Here is a 15,793-nt window from a genome sequence, read left to right as displayed (position 1 = left end):
TTTGCAGAAAAAAAGACCGACAGTCTGATGACTGTCGGTCTCCTCCTCAGCTTATTAAACTTTAAGAAGCGGGAATCACAATTTTCTGTCCAACTTTCAAGTTATGCACATTTGAGATTTGGTTAGCTGTCGCAAGCTTGCGCCAGTCCACACCATATTTCAAACCGATGCGGTACAAATTATCGCCTTTTTTCACCACATATACCACTTTGCCGCCCGCTGGTTTCTCAGGCTGTGGCTTGGTCGTTGGTTTGGTTGGAGTAGTCGGCTCCGTAGGTTTAGTTGGCTTTGTAGGCGTAGGAGCAGGCTCCGTACCTGGTTTCGGAGTTGTTGTTGCTTCTCCAGTCAATTTCATGCCGTATTCAGCAAAACCATCATCATTTGTACCAATGAAAGACATCGCCGGGTTTGCTTCAACCAGATCTTTTGCATCCGGGGAAGAAGCAAACACAACTTCAAGATCGTTCAGCGCTGCTGCGGTTAACCCAGCAGATGGCTTAATTGGTGCCAGCGACCAGTTGCCGTCCGCTGCCGGATTAATCGTTTTATTCTCACGGATGTAATCGATGATCACTTGACGGTTCTCATCCGGTGCAGCCAGAACGATACGTTTACCGTCCGGGTTAGCCAGCTTGGACGAAGAAGCACGGTAGTTATTTGTCGCTACAATGAATTTTTGTGCTGGGTCAACCGGTTTGCCGTTAAAGCTCAGATCCTTGATCCGGCTTGCAGATGCATTAACAATCGTAGCTTTGCTATCGTATTTGGCTGGTTGGGTCACATCAATCTGATACGTTACACCATCGATAACATCGAAGTTATACGTTGGGAAGTCGTTGTTGATCAGTTGTTGTTGTCCACCTTTAGCCGGGTCGATCTGGTTGAACTGGCCTGCAGACCATTCCAGCCATTCTTTCAGTTCTGCGCCGTTAACCATTACAGCATGTACCGTATTTGGATATACGTACAGGTCAGCAACGTTTTTGATCGCAATGGTGCCTTTAGGGATATTCGTGTAATACGAAGCGCCTGAACGTCCACCGGCTTTGAATGGTGCACCTGCGGACAATACAGGGATTTTCTCATATTCCGTACCTTGCATATGTTTTTCGACATACCATTTCTGTGCATTCGTTACGATCTGAATGGATGGATCATCCTGAACCAGAGCGAAGAAGCTGTTGATAGGTGCAGTCGTTTCGCCCACCGGACCACGAACATACTCCAATGTACCTTCATGCTCTTCATGAACCGCATCAATGATGTCCTGATCAGCCTCTACTAATGGTTTTTTGCCCGCTGTGTCATAGATTGGGCGTGCTTCCGTTTTGGAATCGACCACTTTCCATTTGCCATCCACTTGTTCTAGATCCAGATCAATAATCCCCAGGTGATCACCCCAGAATCCTGGCTCTACAGCAGGAACGCCGTTAATGGTGCCCTTTTCCAGATCTACCCCTTTTTTGCCGGCAAAATCAGCACTTGGGAACACTTTGTGGGCATGTCCAAATAGAATGGCATTAATGCCTTCAACTTGGCTCAGATACAGTACGGAGTTCTCCATCAGATCCGTTTGAGGAATTTCCTCAAATCCGGAGTGAGGAATAGCTACAATAATGTCGGCACCTTCGGCCTTCATTTTCGGAATGAATTTTTTCGCGGTAGCAATAATATCCTTGGCGATTACTTTGCCTTCAAGGTTAGCGCTGTCCCACTGCATAATTTGTGGCGGTACAAATCCGATCACACCTACTTTGATCGTATGTTCTTTGCCAGTCTCATCCGTTACTTTTTTATCCAAAATCTCATACGGTGTGAAATAGTTCTTGTCATTTGTCTCATCATCATCACCATCGTCTACATAAACATTGGCATTAATGTAAGGGAAGTTCGCTCCCTCCAGCGTCATGTCCAGGAAGTCCAGACCATAGTTGAACTCATGGTTACCGATGTTACCTGCATCATAATCGAGCAGATTCATCGCTTTATATACAGGGTGAGTCTCACCCTTTTTCAGTGGATCAATTTTCGCAGAGTAGTCTCCCAGCGGATTCCCCTGAATCAGATCCCCGTTATCAAACAGCAGGCTGTTCTTCGCCTCGTCACGGGCTTTCTTAATCAGTGTAGCTGTTTTGGCGAGTCCATACTGGTCTGTCTCTTTGTCGGAATAGTAGTCATAGTTAACCAGGTTGGTATGAATGTCTGTGGTTTCCATGATCCGCAGTTTTACCTTGGCAGCATCCGCAGCCGATACAGGTACTGGAAACACCGCAAGCACGTTTAATGCAACCAAAGCGGCAGTCAGGCTTGATAATACTTTTTTACTCGTCTTCAAAATAACCCCTCCCGGTTATGTACATTGAATCATGCATTAATGGGCAAACGAAGAGCGCAGAAAAAAAGATAGATTTCATGGGTTGTGCGTACTGACGCTCTGATGACATGCATCGGAATTTCAGGTAAGTTTATCTCACATGAACATCTATTTATGTCTGTGCTTGTCGTTTACATTCCAAATCATAACGCAATGTTCAGCCATTGAAAAGCATTATTTTTCACATTACCCGCACATACCTAGGCGAGTTTACATTATCATGCGTGATTTCGACAATTTTTTCAACATTTTAGTAGGTATATAGTGCTTATTATCTTTAAAATACGTATATTACATGTGTCTTACATGTATATCCAATTCAGCGTTATTCATCCATACCAAAAACCGTGAAACCATAATGGCTTTCACGGTTGGATTAAACTCTGCGCGTATTTTCGCATAAGGACGCTACTTTGCAGAGGTTATTTTCATATTCGGATTATTGTTCCCACACATGATGCTCATGATCTTTCCCTGTGTATTCAATACGAGTCGGGGTGATGTCCAGAATGACATAGTTCGGATCATTAGGTCCATCGAACCACGCTTTCAGTTCATCGTTCCACACTTGCTCACGCAAACCTTCGTTCTTTGTCACTTCACAGGTTCCTTCAATCTCAACTACTTCCTTGGAACCACCAGCCTCGTAACCAAGTAGCAGGCTAACATTCGGATTATTCTCCAGTTCCTCTACTTTGTGTGTACGGCGGTTCGTTGCCAGATGAATGTTCAGTCCATCGTTGAAAAGAGCCATATAGCGGGATTTCGGTTTACCATTCTCCACAGTTGAGAAGCTGCAAAAAGGGTTGTTTTCCAATGCTTTTACAATGTTTTGTTCCAATTCATTCTGGTTCATGGGAAGTGCTCCTTTCGGTTTGGGGGGATATTGGAAGAACTCTTGTAGGCGGCCGTTGCGGGTACGGATCGTTCTTTGGATCGCTGTTATCCCCGGATTTTTTTGATTCCCTTTTCTCAAAGGGAAAATCCGGTGATAAAGGCGAACACTTTGCTTCCTCAGAATCGATTCCGTCCCCTCCACTACGTCTACCGTTCTTCCAATTAAGGGTGAATAATAAAAAGTACAAGAGAAGTGTAGTTGTTACTATCTCTTTGTGTTTAATGACAGTTCATTAATCCCTTATTACTAGAGACAGCTTAATGCAAATGCTTTTGTAATAAGCCTGTACTTATAGTGTACCCACCTCACCTATGGTGAATCCATGAACCGATACGTTAACGTGACAAAATTGGAAAAGTTCTTTATAAAAATGTTTACATAAAGGGGTTAGCACGATATTTCTTCATGGCTAATTTAATTCAGATCTCCAAGATAGATTGAAGAAGAGCCTGATTTAAGCAGCAACTCACCAATGGTTTTTGGATATAAACGAATCTGGGACAGCTCTTCAAGTGCAATCCATTCCACAGCGACTTGGTGGTCGTCTGGATTGGAGCCTTTAAAAACGGTTGCCTCCGGATCTATCAGGCTGCACGCAAAATAAAATTCAACCTGATGGATATCTGCATCCCACTCGGCGAATTCATGATTTTTTCCGATATACTCCCGGATATGTAACAGCTCTCCCACGTTCACGGCCTGACCAATCTCCTCCAGACATTCACGTGCGACCGCATCCTTGAGTTCTTCACCTTTCTCCTGTCCTCCACCCGGGAACACATAAGCCGTACCATATTGGTCTTCCAGCCGGATGACCAGCAATCGTCCATCCTGCACAATGATAGCCTTCGCGGAGTTGCGTATGGGTTTCATTCTGTTGATCCACTCCTTGTCATACTAAAATTTCAAAGTTCAATCCGAACAACCTGATACTACTATTGTTCTGCTGAACAGGCGTATCATCCTGTTGTATGCGCGGATAACTTAATACCTTCAGATTCCAGCACACGACGAATCTCTTGAGCAAATGCGAGAGCGTTTGCTCCGTCACCGTGGATACAGACCGTCTCTGCCTTAATGGAAACCAGCGTACCGTCCGTGGATACAACCACGCCGTCTTTCACCATCTGGAGCACTTGAGCAATCGCTTGTCCTGATTCTTCAATGAGGGCTCCAGCTTGGCTTCGAGGAGTTAACTTTCCGTCCGCCCCATAGGTTCGATCCGCAAACACCTCGCTCACACTGCGCATACCGATGCGATCCGCGGCGTGAATCAGCTCACTGCCCGCCAGACCATACAAATACAGATCAGGCTGTACTTGATAAATCGCCTCCACGATGGCTTCAGCTAGCTTCGTATCTTCTGCAGCCATATTGTATAAGGCACCGTGCGGTTTTACGTGATGCATTCTCCCCCCACTTGCACGGACAAAGGCATCCAGCGCACCAATCTGATACACCACCATGTCGTATGCTTCCCGTGGCGTAATGTCCATACGTCTTCTGCCAAACCCTTGCAAGTCCTGCAACCCAGGGTGGGCTCCAATTGCCACCTGATGCTCCAATGCCCTCTCCACCGTTAGCCGCATCGTAGCCGGGTCTCCTGCATGAAATCCGCAGGCAATATTGGCTGATGTAATTAAGGGTAGAATGGCTTCGTCCGACAGCGTGCGATATATACCATAACTTTCGCCCAGATCACAATTGATATCCAAAGTTTTTGAGGTATTCATTAAGCGCCCTCCATTCCTGCCATTCTTCTGCGTATCAGTTTACCCATGAGCTGCATATTGATTTCCTGTTCCATATAGAACTGTCCGGCTTGATCATGCGTAATCTGTTCAAAAGAAATTCGGGTTCCTGGCCTAGCCTGAGCCAGGATTGGCATATCCACCTGAGCTACCTGTGCAATGACAGGATAACCTCCAATCGTCTGATGGTCCGCCATCAAGATGATGGGCTGACCATCCGGTGGCACCTGCACCGTGCCATAGGTAACCGCTTCAGACAGCCGATCCAGCGGCTGATCCAGCTGCAGTCTGGAGCCCTGCAAGCGATAGCCCATCCGATCGGATTGCGGAGAGATCACGTATTTTTCGGCATAGAATTGTCCCAGACTTGCCTCACTGAACAGCGAACTATCCTTGCTCTCCAACACACGAATAACAGATCTCCCATAATAGTCAGGTCTCTCACGTTCAGATAAAAACCACGCAGGGGCCAAAAATCGTTGATCCCGCTCACTCTCCTTTACCTGCTGCTCCATACGCTGCATCCAACCTTGCGCTTCACCTGAAGGTTCACCTATGGATAACAGATCTGCCCCACGCAGGGCTCTTCCTTCCAAACCACCAAGACCTGTCTTGAGATCTGTACTTCGACTGCCCATCACTTCAGGCACAGCAATTCCGCCCGCAATCGCCAGATATCCACGCAAGCCATGACGACATTGGCCAAACTTCAGTACACTTCCTGCCCGCACCAGCACAGGACGCCACAAAGGTACAGGCAGATGATCCACCGTTGCCATCAAATCAGCTCCACATAGTGAGATAAGCTGGCTCTCCTGAAATCGAAGCTCCGGTCCCGTCATCGTCATCTCCAGCACTGCCGCATGTCGGGAGTTGCCCACAAGCATATTGGCTGCTCTGGCTGCAAAGGAGTCCATGACCCCTCCAGGATGAATACCATACCGGCGATAGCCGGTTCTGCCTTCATCCTGAACGGTAGATAACAGGCCAGGGCGAATCACTTCAATACTCATCGTTCGCCCTCCTTCTGCTTCAACGCCAGATACTCCTGCATCGTAATCTGTTCAAATCGAACCCGATCACCTGCTGCCAGCAAACTCGGCACGTTCTCTTCCGCCCGAAACAACCGGAGTGGCGTTTGTCCAATACATTGCCATCCTCCGGGTGTGTCCACCGGATAGATTCCCGTCTGTTTGCCACCGATACCTACTGTGCCCGCCTCAACCCGAAGCCTCGGCGTTGCCCGTCTGGGCGTAGCAATCTGTTCAGACAACCCACCGAGATAAGGAAAACCCGGTGCAAATCCAATCATATGTACGAGATAATCCCCGGATGTATGAATCGCAATAACGTCCTCTGCGGTCAGTCCATGCTCACTGGCAACATAGTCCAGATCAGGGCCGCACTCACCACCGTAACATACGGGAATCGTGACCGTTCTGGGTTTGTCTTGGACGGATTCCTTCATTTGATTCAACTGCTGAAGCAGAATCTTGCATAACTGAGGGTAAGAGGAGATGAACGGATCATAAAATACTGTAACGGACGTATATGAAGGCACCCATTCGATCATGGCTGGCAGAGTGCTTTTTTCCAGCAAAGCACATACAGACATCACTCTGCTCTGCACAGCGTCAGACAATTGATCTCCACACTGGATGATAACCGCTGTCTCACCCAGCGGAGATAAGATCTCTTCCGTCCATGAATACGGCTGTTTGGTCATGCGCCATCTCCCCCTTTTTCCAAACGTTTTGCGTATCGTTATTTATCTCTCTCCAATGCCTGCAATACTAGTGAACAAAAAGCCGGAAACGGCTCATCTTCTTCTGTGCGTATCGCAAGATACAGTGTCTGCAAAAACAGACGCACATTCAGGTTCCTATGACTGGTTTCCAGAAGTGATCTGTTCACCGCCTGGTCTCCTTGATGAAGGGAATCGATCCACGTCGTAATATCCTTTGGCTCCAACAGATTGCGACGCAGAATGGTAATCACAGCATGCGCTATTCGCTGATCTTCATCATGGATGTAAACCACACTTGATTCCGTTATTTTTACAGCGAGTGCATGCAGAAGTTCCAGCAGATCCGTTCGCTCCAGATATGGCGACTGTGCCAGATCTTCAACCGCATCCGCCGCGTGTGCAGGGGCATGCGCCCAGCCCTTGTTATCGGCGTAGCCGCGAACATCTTTTTCACGTTCCAGATATGTAGTCAACCGATGATGAATCCCTGCGATATCCTCTTTGTCCAAGAAAGGTTGCTGACGATCCACATTCAGAATTGGAGGCAGTAACAATACGGAGAACGTCCGCGTAAACACACTATCCGTTCCCTGCTCTCCGATCCCATAGAAAAGGTGCTGATCGTCCAGCGCCAACTGTAACACATGCCTTAGCTGATCTTCCGAAAATACCCCCTGTCCAATCCAGGTTGCAAACGTAACATAGATCAATTCATCCCGCAGGACAGGGTCAGTACTACCAATATGCTTCATCATATGCAGTGCCAATTCGTAAGGCTGTTCCTCGTGATCAATAAAATGATTAGACGACTGAATATGCTGTAATTTTTGTTTTAACGTCAGAGCATCCATCTATTAGGACTCCCTGGACGAATCCAAATGCACACTGCAATTGTACAGTTCGCATTGCCACGTATCATCTTTCTTAGCGATCCGGGTAATGGATGTGTTGGAGAGCTTCACGCTAATATCCAGTTCAGGCACCAGACCTCGCAGTGTATTCCGCAGAACGGCCCCGTGACTGACAACGATCACTCTTCCATCGGGGTGCTGCTGTACAATATCTTCAAGTACCGCACTGCCTCGAACAGTCCCTGCATCTGCAAGCTCCCGTCCAAGATCCAGGGTACTCCAGTCCGCTCCCCACTTGGCTAACCGTTCCTCTTCCGTCGTTCCTTCGACCTGTCCTCCGCCCATCTCGCGAAGTCTAGGGTCCAGATGAATCTCCTGAATGCCCAAGCGATCACCAATGATGCGAGCTGTCTCACTTGCACGTTCCAAGTCACTTGCATAGATGGCATCCCAGGATTCCTCGGCCAGTCTCGCGGCAAGTAATACCGCCTGTTCCCTGCCTTCCTGATCCAGCGGATTATCCGTCTGTCCCTGCGAACGTTTTTCCTTATTCCACGCTGTACTTCCATGGCGAATCAATGCAATTTGAGTCATTGTTGTTCCTCACCTTTTTCTATATGAAGTTCATCTTCTGTAAAATGTTTGCGTGCCTTCGGTTTGGCAAATTTGCCGCCGTTATATTGATCTGACCCATTTCTCTGAATCGAGAGACTGTCCCAAGCTGTTTCTTTAAGCATTTTCGCGGCAAATACAATCTGCCCAACATGATACGGATAATGCGCCAATTGCCGAATAATGGCCTCCATGACGGTATGACCTTCATTCCGAATATATATGATATGAGACAATTGTTCCGGGGTAAATGAACGAATGGATTCGAGTAGACAATTCCAGCCTTCCTCCCATTTGGAGAGCAACTCTTCCCGGGAAGAAATATCATTCACGAACTCGGCGTCCCGTTCACGCCACGGTTTCTCACCATCTGTTGTCAGTACATCCGTCCAGCGGGACAGCATATTGCCCCATAGATGTTTTACGATAACCGCAATGCTGTTCGCGTCTTCATTCCAGGATTGAAACAATTGCTCGGAATCCAGTTGTGCCATGGCTTTTTCCCCGAGCTGCTTGTAATACAAGAATTGCTTCTCCGCTGTCTCCAAAAAAACCTGATTCATATCCATCCGTTAACCACCCTTCGGAAAAGTATGTTGTCCCCAGATCATGTTCAAACAGAAGCGTCACATGTTATTTATTCAGGAAATGAAAACGTACCGTCTGCATTCGGTTCAAATGGAATGACTTTGCGAACCGCATCCAGATTGAGCTCTCCATAGATATGTGGATATAGTTCATTTAATTCGTAGAGATCCTCATACACCAGTTCTGGCTCTAACGCCTTCTCATCAATACTAAGTAATAATAGATCCGTGCGGCCTGCATAATATTGCCCGGCTACCCATGGAATTTGTTCCTTAGTGGAACAATGAATGAATCCGTCTGTCTCCAGGCTATCTGGTGCATACTCAGTCCCCTTTGACACTTGCTCCCACAACGAACGGGAAATAATACTATAGATCATGGTTCTGCCTCCTTCAATTTCTGCGATGTACCCTATGAGTCATTGGAAGTATTATAGATCATCCCGGATACGGGAGTACAATTTTTGATCCGTAAATACACCTTTGATCTTCAACTGTTTGCGTAGCAAACCTTCGTACGACATACCCAGCTTCTCCATTACGCGTGCAGAGCCTATGTTGCCTGCATTACATTTCCCCTCCAACCGATTGCAGTCCAGTTCCCGAAAGCAATAATCCACGATGGGTTGCATCGCTTCTGCTGCGAGCCCCTTACCCCATTGACTGCTGGCTATCGCGTACCCTAGTTCAGCACTCTGCATGGGTTCGTTGAGATGAAAAATGCCACCTCTCCCAATCAAGGTCCCTGTTTCCTTCAAAATAAAAGCCCAGATATGTACCGTTTTCCGTTCATAATTATCCAGTACCCGCTGAATATATTGAATTGAATCCTCCACCGTCTCATGGTAGTTCCACAAGCTTTGCTGACTCACTCGCGGATCAGAGGCAAACGCATAATATTCATCAAGATCATCCATCGTAAGCCGCCTCAGTTTTAACCGCTGTGTTTCGAATTCGGGCAATTCGGCAAAAAGTTTTTCTACATTCATGCAGCACACCTCCATGATTCACTTGAGTTCATGATCCAGCCATCTTATTTCTCAGGAAATAACGATCTATCATAACCATGCACAGAATACCGACCGTATATCGAATCAGATCGATCACCAGAAAACCATGTCCCAAAATAAGAGCACCTAATACGGTAGAACGTATCTCAATCAGCCAAGGCGTCTGAATCAACTGCGAGAACTCAATCATCCAGCTGAATACACAGCTCAAACACATCGCCCATACCAAGCTGCGATGAGGCCACACCATGCGTACTCCGAAATAAATCATGCCCGCCCAACATGCATCCCCGAAATGTTCATGCACCCAACCCGGCAATCGTTCACCAAAGTGTCTGGATACGAGTCCTGCCGCCATGGTCATCATGACTGCTAAGAAATAGATCAGCCTGTCTCTGATAAGTACGCTTTTCAATCAATCACACGCCTTCATCAAGCACTTGTAAAATAAATTGCGTTTTGGCAGCGGTATACGATTCCCTATCTTCCTTGTTCTCATCAGCAAGCTTTGTCTTCAGGACGGCGTAAGCTTCCACCAGATCTGGGCGTTTTCTCAGCACATCCCGAAACCGAATTTGACGATCCCAGCGTTCTTCTCCCGGGCGCATCAGATGCAGGTGTACAGCTCTCTTGCCATCCTTAACCCTGACCCAGAATCGTCTGTACTCCCGTCCATCCAGTTCAGGCGGAACGTAGTTCCAGCCCAACGGATTCAGCTGATCCGCAATCAGATCCATGTCATCCCATGACTGTACCTCTGCCATCAGATCAATAATGGGCTTGGCGGGTAACCCTGGAATGGACGTGCTTCCGATATGTTCGAATTGATGAATATTAAACTGCTCTAGAAGACGTTTGAGTTGCCGGATTTCATCCTGAGCCTGCGCATCCCAATTGGGATTGGCCGGAGCAATCTCTACCGACTCTGTCGCCCAGGCAGGCCAATTTTCCGGTTGCATTGGATCTTTCATTCAGGTATCTCCTCTTCACCATGACATTTTAAATGGTAACCTTCTCTGTATTTTTCATAGGTGCGTTGCTTCATGCGCTTAATCGTAGCACTCCGTTGAAATGTAAGTATGGAACTTAGGGATAGAAAAAGATATTTCAGGTAAGCCAGATCACTAGAGTTAGAGTCTGAGCTTATAATCGAAGCTTTCATATTCATCCCATCCAATCCCCTTATATAGTTGTTGAAGCAGAAGGCATTTCAGATACATATTTCTATATATCCAAAAAAGGAGCGTATGTCTACGCCCCTTGGTTGTCTGTTACCTTGATGATATTGATGATTTTAACGATGTCATGTACTGAAACTAATTTTTGGATCATGCAAGATGCTTTATTATATGAAGATTTATTTTACCGTAACAGGGATCGTCACTTTTTTATTGCCCCATTTGGCCGTGATGGACGTTTTCCCTTTGCTTACAGCCACGATCTTGCCATTTGTTACTGTCGCTACGCCCGGCTTTGTGCTACTCCATACCGCGCTGTTCGTCACAACAGTGGTTTTACCCGTATCATACTGGGCCATCACACTCAACGTTGTACTTCCCTGTGGAGACAAAACCAGTTTTTTCTGGCCTGTAATCAGCTTTTTGAGCAAAGGTACAACGGTAACCTCTGCCTTTATTGTCTGATTTTGATAAGTTCCTGTCAAGGTGGCTTGTCCCTCGGTCAGTGTCTTAACGGCTCCATTTTTCACGATAGCTACATTTGTGTTGGAAGAGGTCCATACGATCTGTTTCGAAAGGTTGATCGTTTTGCCATTTGCGTAGGTCCCGATGACCTTCAACGCCTTGGACTTCTTGATGTTCAGCTGCATTGTGGCAGGAGTGACTTCAACTTTGGTAATCTCATCCGTCACAGCAACGGGGACTTTCACGATCGTTGTTCCATATTTGCCTTGCAGCAATACTCTGCCAGGTGTAACGCCTTTGATTTTACCGTTTTCCAGCACAGCCGAAGAAGTGGATACGGACCACACAATCTCAGACGTCACATCCTCTTCCTTACCATTCGCACGGGTAATGCTTACTTTCGGAAGGGTGCTTTCACTGCCTTTAACAAAACTGTAGGATTTCGGTGAAGCTTTGATGCTTTTGATCTTCTCCTGCACTTGGACAACCAACTGGGCTTTAGCCCCGTCTACTTCTGCAAAAATCGTTGCTTCGCCCGCGGCCACAGCCTTGACTTTGCCTTTCACCATCGTCGCAACCGCTGCATTACTGGTGGACCAAGTCACGCCTTGGGTAACATCCTGCTTGTTATCAAAACCTTCTACCGTTGCCATCACCTGAAGCGCAGCTGTTTCGGAAACACTCATCTTCTGCGGGCTGCTATTGGTTATTTCAATCGATTTCACGTCACCGGTAGCCGCCAAGGCCAACGAAGGGACCAATATTGTTAATACCATAATTAGAGCAAGTGTGCCTCGAAGCGCCAGTTTGATTCTACTCATTTCTATATCCATCTCCCATAATCCAATATTTTACTTCTATTATATTATATCGGATACGAATTGCATAAAGTTGAATAACATTAGTGGGAGTCTTGGAACAATTCATGAGATCAGCGTGAAATCGTTATAAAAATCTTTGAATCTAGCCCAACATAGTAGGAGCTTGATTTATGTAAATACTATTTCAGTTTAAAAGGGGATGTCCATCGTCACATACAACATGACGTGTGGAACATCCCCTTTTTGAATTACTAAAGCGTTACCTAACCTCTCTACTTCACTTCGTCCTGCTCTGGCAAAATCAAGCTCTCCGCCCCGCCCATATAGGGCCGCAGGGCTGTCGGAATGTGGATGCTTCCATCCTCCTGCTGATGATTCTCAAGCAACGGAATCAGGATACGCGGCGAGGCCACTGCCGTATTATTGAGCGTGTGACAATAGGCCAACTTGCCTTCGGCATCCAAGCAACGAATATTCGAACGACGCGCCTGGAAATCATGCAGATTCGACGACGAATGTGTTTCTCCATATGCACCGCGGCTTGGCATCCAAGTCTCGATGTCATACTGTTTGTACGTTTTCTGCGACATATCTCCGGTACATACAGCGACAACACGATACGGCAGTTCCAATAATTGCAGCAATTCTTCGGCGTGTCCCGTAATCTCTTGCAACATGCGCTCCGATTCTTCCGCATCAGGGGCACAGAGAATGACCTGCTCAACTTTGGCAAATTGGTGCACACGGTATAATCCGCGTACATCCCGTCCGCCGGAGCCAACCTCACTGCGGAAACACGTCGATACCGCGGCCAGCTTCACAGGCTCTTGAACATCAACAATCTCATCCGCATAATACGAGACCAGCGGCACTTCAGAAGTTCCCACCAGCCACTTGTTCTCCCCTTCGAGTTCATAGACCTGATCTCGACCGGTTGGGAAGAATCCGGTGTTCACCAGCGCATCCTCCCTAACCATCAGCGGTACCTCCATCGGTGTAAACCTGTGCTTTAGCAGCAGATCAAGCGCAAGTTGCTGTACTGCCCGATGTAATAACAGGCCAGCGCCTTTCAATACATAACTTCGCGTCCCGCCAATCTTAACTCCACGAGGAATATCGATGAGATCATGCAACTCCCCAAGTTCCACGTGATCTTTGGTGTTATACTCGAACGTTGGCACCTCTCCCACACGTCGCAGCTCTACATTATCTGCGTCCGACGAGCCATTGGGGGTATCCGGTGATACGATATTGGGTACCAGCCATTGCAGCTTGGTTACTTCCTCCTGCACAGGGGCGAGCCTCGCTTCCACATGTTCCAACTGTTCATTGATCTGTTTCACCTGAGCCCGCAAACCCTCGGCCTGTTCCCGATTCCCGGCTTGCATGAGTCTGCCAATATCAGCAGATAACGTATTGCGCAACCTGCGACCTTCTTCCGATTCTTGTAAAAGTGCCCTGCGTTCCTCATCCCGCTCTAACAAAGTGCGAATGTTGATCTTGATTTTTTTCCCGTCTGCTGCGGCCTGAACCTCTTCTGCATGTGCACGAATCCACTTCATTTCTAACATGGTCACCGTCTCCTTTGGCTGTAAAAATGCAAAGAGCGCCCTCATCCCTTGGGACGAGGAGCGCTCTGCTCGCGGTGCCACCCAACTTGCTGAATCAGGATATCCTGCTTCCAGCCTCTTGGTCCGCGATAACGGGCGGTTCCGGTTAACTTGGGGAAATATCGCTCCCCTGGCGAAAACGCCTCCGAGTTGGATGCTCTTCAACGGCATGGTCCGATCTGTAATTGTTGTGTCTCAGTATATACGAACGTTGGACCAAATTGCAACCTTCTGTATCGATCCGGAATGCATGGCACAACTTAACATGTCCTGTTATGATAGACTTTGTCTTCAAGATTGCGCTTTATTGTGATCCTCAATTTATGTATATAAGTAGAAGGAGTTCTTTATGAAAAAATTACTTTGGATCGGATGTCTGTCCTATTTCCTGATTGGACTTGCCCACGTTGTGCTCGGTTCCATTCTACCGGTTGCACTTGAACATTACGGCAAAGATTATAGCCAAGGCGGAACGCTGATCTTTGCTCAATTTGCCGGATTCCTGGGTGGTGTATTGTTATCTCCATGGCTGAACAGACGCTTTGGTAAACGGGGAGGCCTGTTAATCGCCACAGCGTTGCTCTGTATTGCAGAATTATCCTACATGTTGCTGCCACCATGGGGCTGGATGTTCGTCATTGCACCCGCTGCCGGCTTTGGATTCGGAATGGTTGAAGCTGTTATTGGCACCATTATCATCGCTGCAATCAAAGACAATACAGCCGTTGCTATGAGTCGACTGGAAGTGTTATTCGGGATTGGGGCGATGGTCATGCCGCTCATTGCCAGCGGTCTGATTGCTGCCGGATACTGGCGTCTCTCCTTTCTCGTTGTTGCGATCTGCGCAGCGCTGACCTTTGTTTTCTGGGCGAAAGGATCATTCGGTGAACTCGATAAGTTTCTGGAGCGACAGAGTTCAAATCATGCTTCCGTAAATACGCACTCTGCTGGGACATCGGGTGAGATGCATCCCGCATCTGCAAGTACATCCAGTCCAACCTATCGTGGCCGTAACAGGACTCTTCTGGTATTATTCGTCCTGTTCTTCTTCCTCTATGTTGGCACAGAGATGAGTCTTGCGAACTTCATGCCGGCGATCCTGATTGAGAAAATGAACATGAAGGAAGCCGGAGCAGCCCTTAGTGTCACCTGTTTCTGGATTGCCATGTCCGTGGGACGGCTCTTCGCCGGTTATATCGCAGAGAAATTCCAATACCGCGTATATGTCCTGTACAGTTGTCTTGCATCTGTTCTCTTGTTAATGATATTTCCATTTACAAACCAAATCTGGTCTGCATTTCTCATCATCTTACTGCTTGGACTTGCGATGTCAGGGATATTCTCCATTGCCCTTGTCTTCGCCAGTAAACTGCTGCCCGGAACAGAAGAATCCACACCCAGCATTTTGATTGCCTCAGGTGGGGTTGGCGGTGCCATTCTTCCTTTGACTACAGGATGGAGTCTTGATCATCTGGCCGTTAATCAGTCTGCATGGATGCTTGCCATCTTTGCGGTTGGCCTGTTTGTCATTAGCGTAATCACGTATCAATGGCAGAACAAACATATAGCCAATTCTGCGACTTAACAGTTCTGTGTTGGTCTAGTCCTGAGGATTAGAAATACCTATTATTGAGATTGAGAATGAAATTTCTACTGTCATGACATGACGGTGGACATTTTTTTGTAGCGTTACTCTGTTCTAACGAACCTAGCACACGCTATCCCCCTCCATTTCCGCATGTTTGAAATCTAACGAATCCTATGGACCTATGTCAAAAAAGTAGACACTACGCTGCGGATTTGTCCGTAAATTTCATCGCAAAACGAGCAGGGGAAAGATACCCTAGCGCGCCATGCATTCGCTTGCGGTTGTAATAGAACTCAATGTA

General features: G+C 47.2%; 16 protein-coding genes. 1 reads left to right on the top strand and 15 read right to left on the bottom strand.

Annotated elements, in window-relative coordinates; translation table 11 throughout:
• Positions 1 to 61: 61 nt before the first annotated feature.
• The 15 genes from CXK86_RS27355 to serS form a co-directional block, all read right to left on the bottom strand.
• Positions 62 to 2,335 carry a bifunctional 2',3'-cyclic-nucleotide 2'-phosphodiesterase/3'-nucleotidase gene (locus CXK86_RS27355; protein ID WP_101314902.1) on the bottom strand — a complete coding sequence of 758 codons (2,274 nt, stop codon included), beginning with the start codon at positions 2,333 to 2,335 and terminating at the stop codon, positions 62 to 64.
• Positions 2,336 to 2,813: 478 nt separating this feature from the next.
• The gene (locus CXK86_RS27350; protein WP_036673192.1) at positions 2,814 to 3,230 is read right to left on the bottom strand and encodes a pyridoxamine 5'-phosphate oxidase family protein; all 417 of its coding nucleotides are present in this window, start codon (positions 3,228 to 3,230) and stop codon (positions 2,814 to 2,816) included.
• Positions 3,231 to 3,686: 456 nt separating this feature from the next.
• Entirely contained in the window at positions 3,687 to 4,145 is a 459-nt protein-coding gene (locus CXK86_RS27345) for an NUDIX domain-containing protein (RefSeq protein WP_101314901.1), read from the bottom strand.
• Positions 4,146 to 4,231: 86 nt separating this feature from the next.
• On the bottom strand, positions 4,232 to 5,005 hold the full coding sequence (locus CXK86_RS27340; RefSeq protein ID WP_101314900.1) for a LamB/YcsF family protein: 774 nt from the start codon (positions 5,003 to 5,005) through the stop codon (positions 4,232 to 4,234).
• Positions 5,005 to 6,036 (bottom strand): 5-oxoprolinase subunit C family protein, encoded by a 1,032-nt coding sequence (locus CXK86_RS27335; RefSeq protein WP_101314899.1) that lies wholly within the window; start codon positions 6,034 to 6,036, stop codon positions 5,005 to 5,007. The genes CXK86_RS27340 and CXK86_RS27335 overlap by 1 nt, the downstream gene beginning before the upstream one ends.
• Positions 6,033 to 6,749: a 5-oxoprolinase subunit PxpB gene (pxpB, locus tag CXK86_RS27330; protein ID WP_101314898.1), complete on the bottom strand. Its 717-nt coding sequence runs from the start codon at positions 6,747 to 6,749 to the stop codon at positions 6,033 to 6,035. The genes CXK86_RS27335 and pxpB overlap by 4 nt, the downstream gene beginning before the upstream one ends.
• Before the next feature lie 38 nt (positions 6,750 to 6,787).
• Positions 6,788 to 7,621, bottom strand: a complete 834-nt coding sequence (locus tag CXK86_RS27325; protein WP_101314897.1) for a DUF2785 domain-containing protein — start codon at positions 7,619 to 7,621, stop codon at positions 6,788 to 6,790.
• 3 nt (positions 7,622 to 7,624) lie between these two features.
• Positions 7,625 to 8,215 (bottom strand): histidine phosphatase family protein, encoded by a 591-nt coding sequence (locus CXK86_RS27320; RefSeq protein ID WP_101314896.1) that lies wholly within the window; start codon positions 8,213 to 8,215, stop codon positions 7,625 to 7,627.
• The gene (locus CXK86_RS27315) at positions 8,212 to 8,802 is read right to left on the bottom strand and encodes a DUF1572 family protein (protein ID WP_101314895.1); all 591 of its coding nucleotides are present in this window, start codon (positions 8,800 to 8,802) and stop codon (positions 8,212 to 8,214) included. The genes CXK86_RS27320 and CXK86_RS27315 overlap by 4 nt, the downstream gene beginning before the upstream one ends.
• Positions 8,803 to 8,870: 68 nt before the next feature.
• Complete coding sequence (locus tag CXK86_RS27310) at positions 8,871 to 9,200, bottom strand: DUF952 domain-containing protein (RefSeq protein WP_101314894.1); 330 nt, start codon at positions 9,198 to 9,200, stop codon at positions 8,871 to 8,873.
• A gap of 51 nt (positions 9,201 to 9,251) precedes the next feature.
• Positions 9,252 to 9,809, bottom strand: a complete 558-nt coding sequence (locus CXK86_RS27305) for a GNAT family N-acetyltransferase (protein WP_180361879.1) — start codon at positions 9,807 to 9,809, stop codon at positions 9,252 to 9,254.
• Positions 9,810 to 9,837: 28 nt separating this feature from the next.
• Complete coding sequence (locus tag CXK86_RS27300) at positions 9,838 to 10,245, bottom strand: ribosomal maturation YjgA family protein (protein WP_101314892.1); 408 nt, start codon at positions 10,243 to 10,245, stop codon at positions 9,838 to 9,840.
• Between the two features lie 4 nt (positions 10,246 to 10,249).
• Positions 10,250 to 10,801 carry a GrpB family protein gene (locus CXK86_RS27295; protein ID WP_047840366.1) on the bottom strand — a complete coding sequence of 184 codons (552 nt, stop codon included), beginning with the start codon at positions 10,799 to 10,801 and terminating at the stop codon, positions 10,250 to 10,252.
• 386 nt (positions 10,802 to 11,187) lie between these two features.
• On the bottom strand, positions 11,188 to 12,294 hold the full coding sequence (locus tag CXK86_RS27285; RefSeq protein ID WP_101314890.1) for an Ig-like domain-containing protein: 1,107 nt from the start codon (positions 12,292 to 12,294) through the stop codon (positions 11,188 to 11,190).
• Between the two features lie 272 nt (positions 12,295 to 12,566).
• On the bottom strand, positions 12,567 to 13,865 hold the full coding sequence (gene serS / locus CXK86_RS27280) for a serine--tRNA ligase (RefSeq protein ID WP_101314889.1): 1,299 nt from the start codon (positions 13,863 to 13,865) through the stop codon (positions 12,567 to 12,569).
• Positions 13,866 to 14,253: 388 nt separating this feature from the next.
• Here serS and CXK86_RS27275 point away from each other — a divergent pair, with 388 nt between their 5' ends.
• Positions 14,254 to 15,489, top strand: a complete 1,236-nt coding sequence (locus tag CXK86_RS27275; protein WP_101314888.1) for an MFS transporter — start codon at positions 14,254 to 14,256, stop codon at positions 15,487 to 15,489.
• Positions 15,490 to 15,793: the final 304 nt, after the last annotated feature.

This window comes from Paenibacillus sp. BGI2013, from assembly GCF_002843485.1.
Taxonomy (GTDB): Bacteria; Bacillota; Bacilli; order Paenibacillales; family Paenibacillaceae; genus Paenibacillus; species Paenibacillus amylolyticus.
Note: the sequence above shows the minus strand (reverse complement) of the source record. Positions and strands in the feature narration are given on the sequence as shown.

What these genes read in the sequence shown, in the direction of transcription:
- CXK86_RS27350 (WP_036673192.1), bottom strand. Translation starts at nt 3,230, where the DNA reads ATGAACCAGAATGAATTGGAACAAAACATTGTAAAAGCATTGGAAAAC.
- CXK86_RS27345 (WP_101314901.1), bottom strand. Translation starts at nt 4,145, where the DNA reads ATGAAACCCATACGCAACTCCGCGAAGGCTATCATTGTGCAGGATGGA.
- CXK86_RS27340 (WP_101314900.1), bottom strand. Translation starts at nt 5,005, where the DNA reads ATGAATACCTCAAAAACTTTGGATATCAATTGTGATCTGGGCGAAAGT.
- CXK86_RS27335 (WP_101314899.1), bottom strand. Translation starts at nt 6,036, where the DNA reads ATGAGTATTGAAGTGATTCGCCCTGGCCTGTTATCTACCGTTCAGGAT.
- pxpB (WP_101314898.1), bottom strand. Translation starts at nt 6,749, where the DNA reads ATGACCAAACAGCCGTATTCATGGACGGAAGAGATCTTATCTCCGCTG.
- CXK86_RS27325 (WP_101314897.1), bottom strand. Translation starts at nt 7,621, where the DNA reads ATGGATGCTCTGACGTTAAAACAAAAATTACAGCATATTCAGTCGTCT.
- CXK86_RS27320 (WP_101314896.1), bottom strand. Translation starts at nt 8,215, where the DNA reads ATGACTCAAATTGCATTGATTCGCCATGGAAGTACAGCGTGGAATAAG.
- CXK86_RS27315 (WP_101314895.1), bottom strand. Translation starts at nt 8,802, where the DNA reads ATGGATATGAATCAGGTTTTTTTGGAGACAGCGGAGAAGCAATTCTTG.
- CXK86_RS27310 (WP_101314894.1), bottom strand. Translation starts at nt 9,200, where the DNA reads ATGATCTATAGTATTATTTCCCGTTCGTTGTGGGAGCAAGTGTCAAAG.
- CXK86_RS27305 (WP_180361879.1), bottom strand. Translation starts at nt 9,809, where the DNA reads ATGAATGTAGAAAAACTTTTTGCCGAATTGCCCGAATTCGAAACACAG.
- CXK86_RS27295 (WP_047840366.1), bottom strand. Translation starts at nt 10,801, where the DNA reads ATGAAAGATCCAATGCAACCGGAAAATTGGCCTGCCTGGGCGACAGAG.
- CXK86_RS27285 (WP_101314890.1), bottom strand. Translation starts at nt 12,294, where the DNA reads ATGAGTAGAATCAAACTGGCGCTTCGAGGCACACTTGCTCTAATTATG.
- serS (WP_101314889.1), bottom strand. Translation starts at nt 13,865, where the DNA reads ATGTTAGAAATGAAGTGGATTCGTGCACATGCAGAAGAGGTTCAGGCC.
- CXK86_RS27275 (WP_101314888.1), top strand. Translation starts at nt 14,254, where the DNA reads ATGAAAAAATTACTTTGGATCGGATGTCTGTCCTATTTCCTGATTGGA.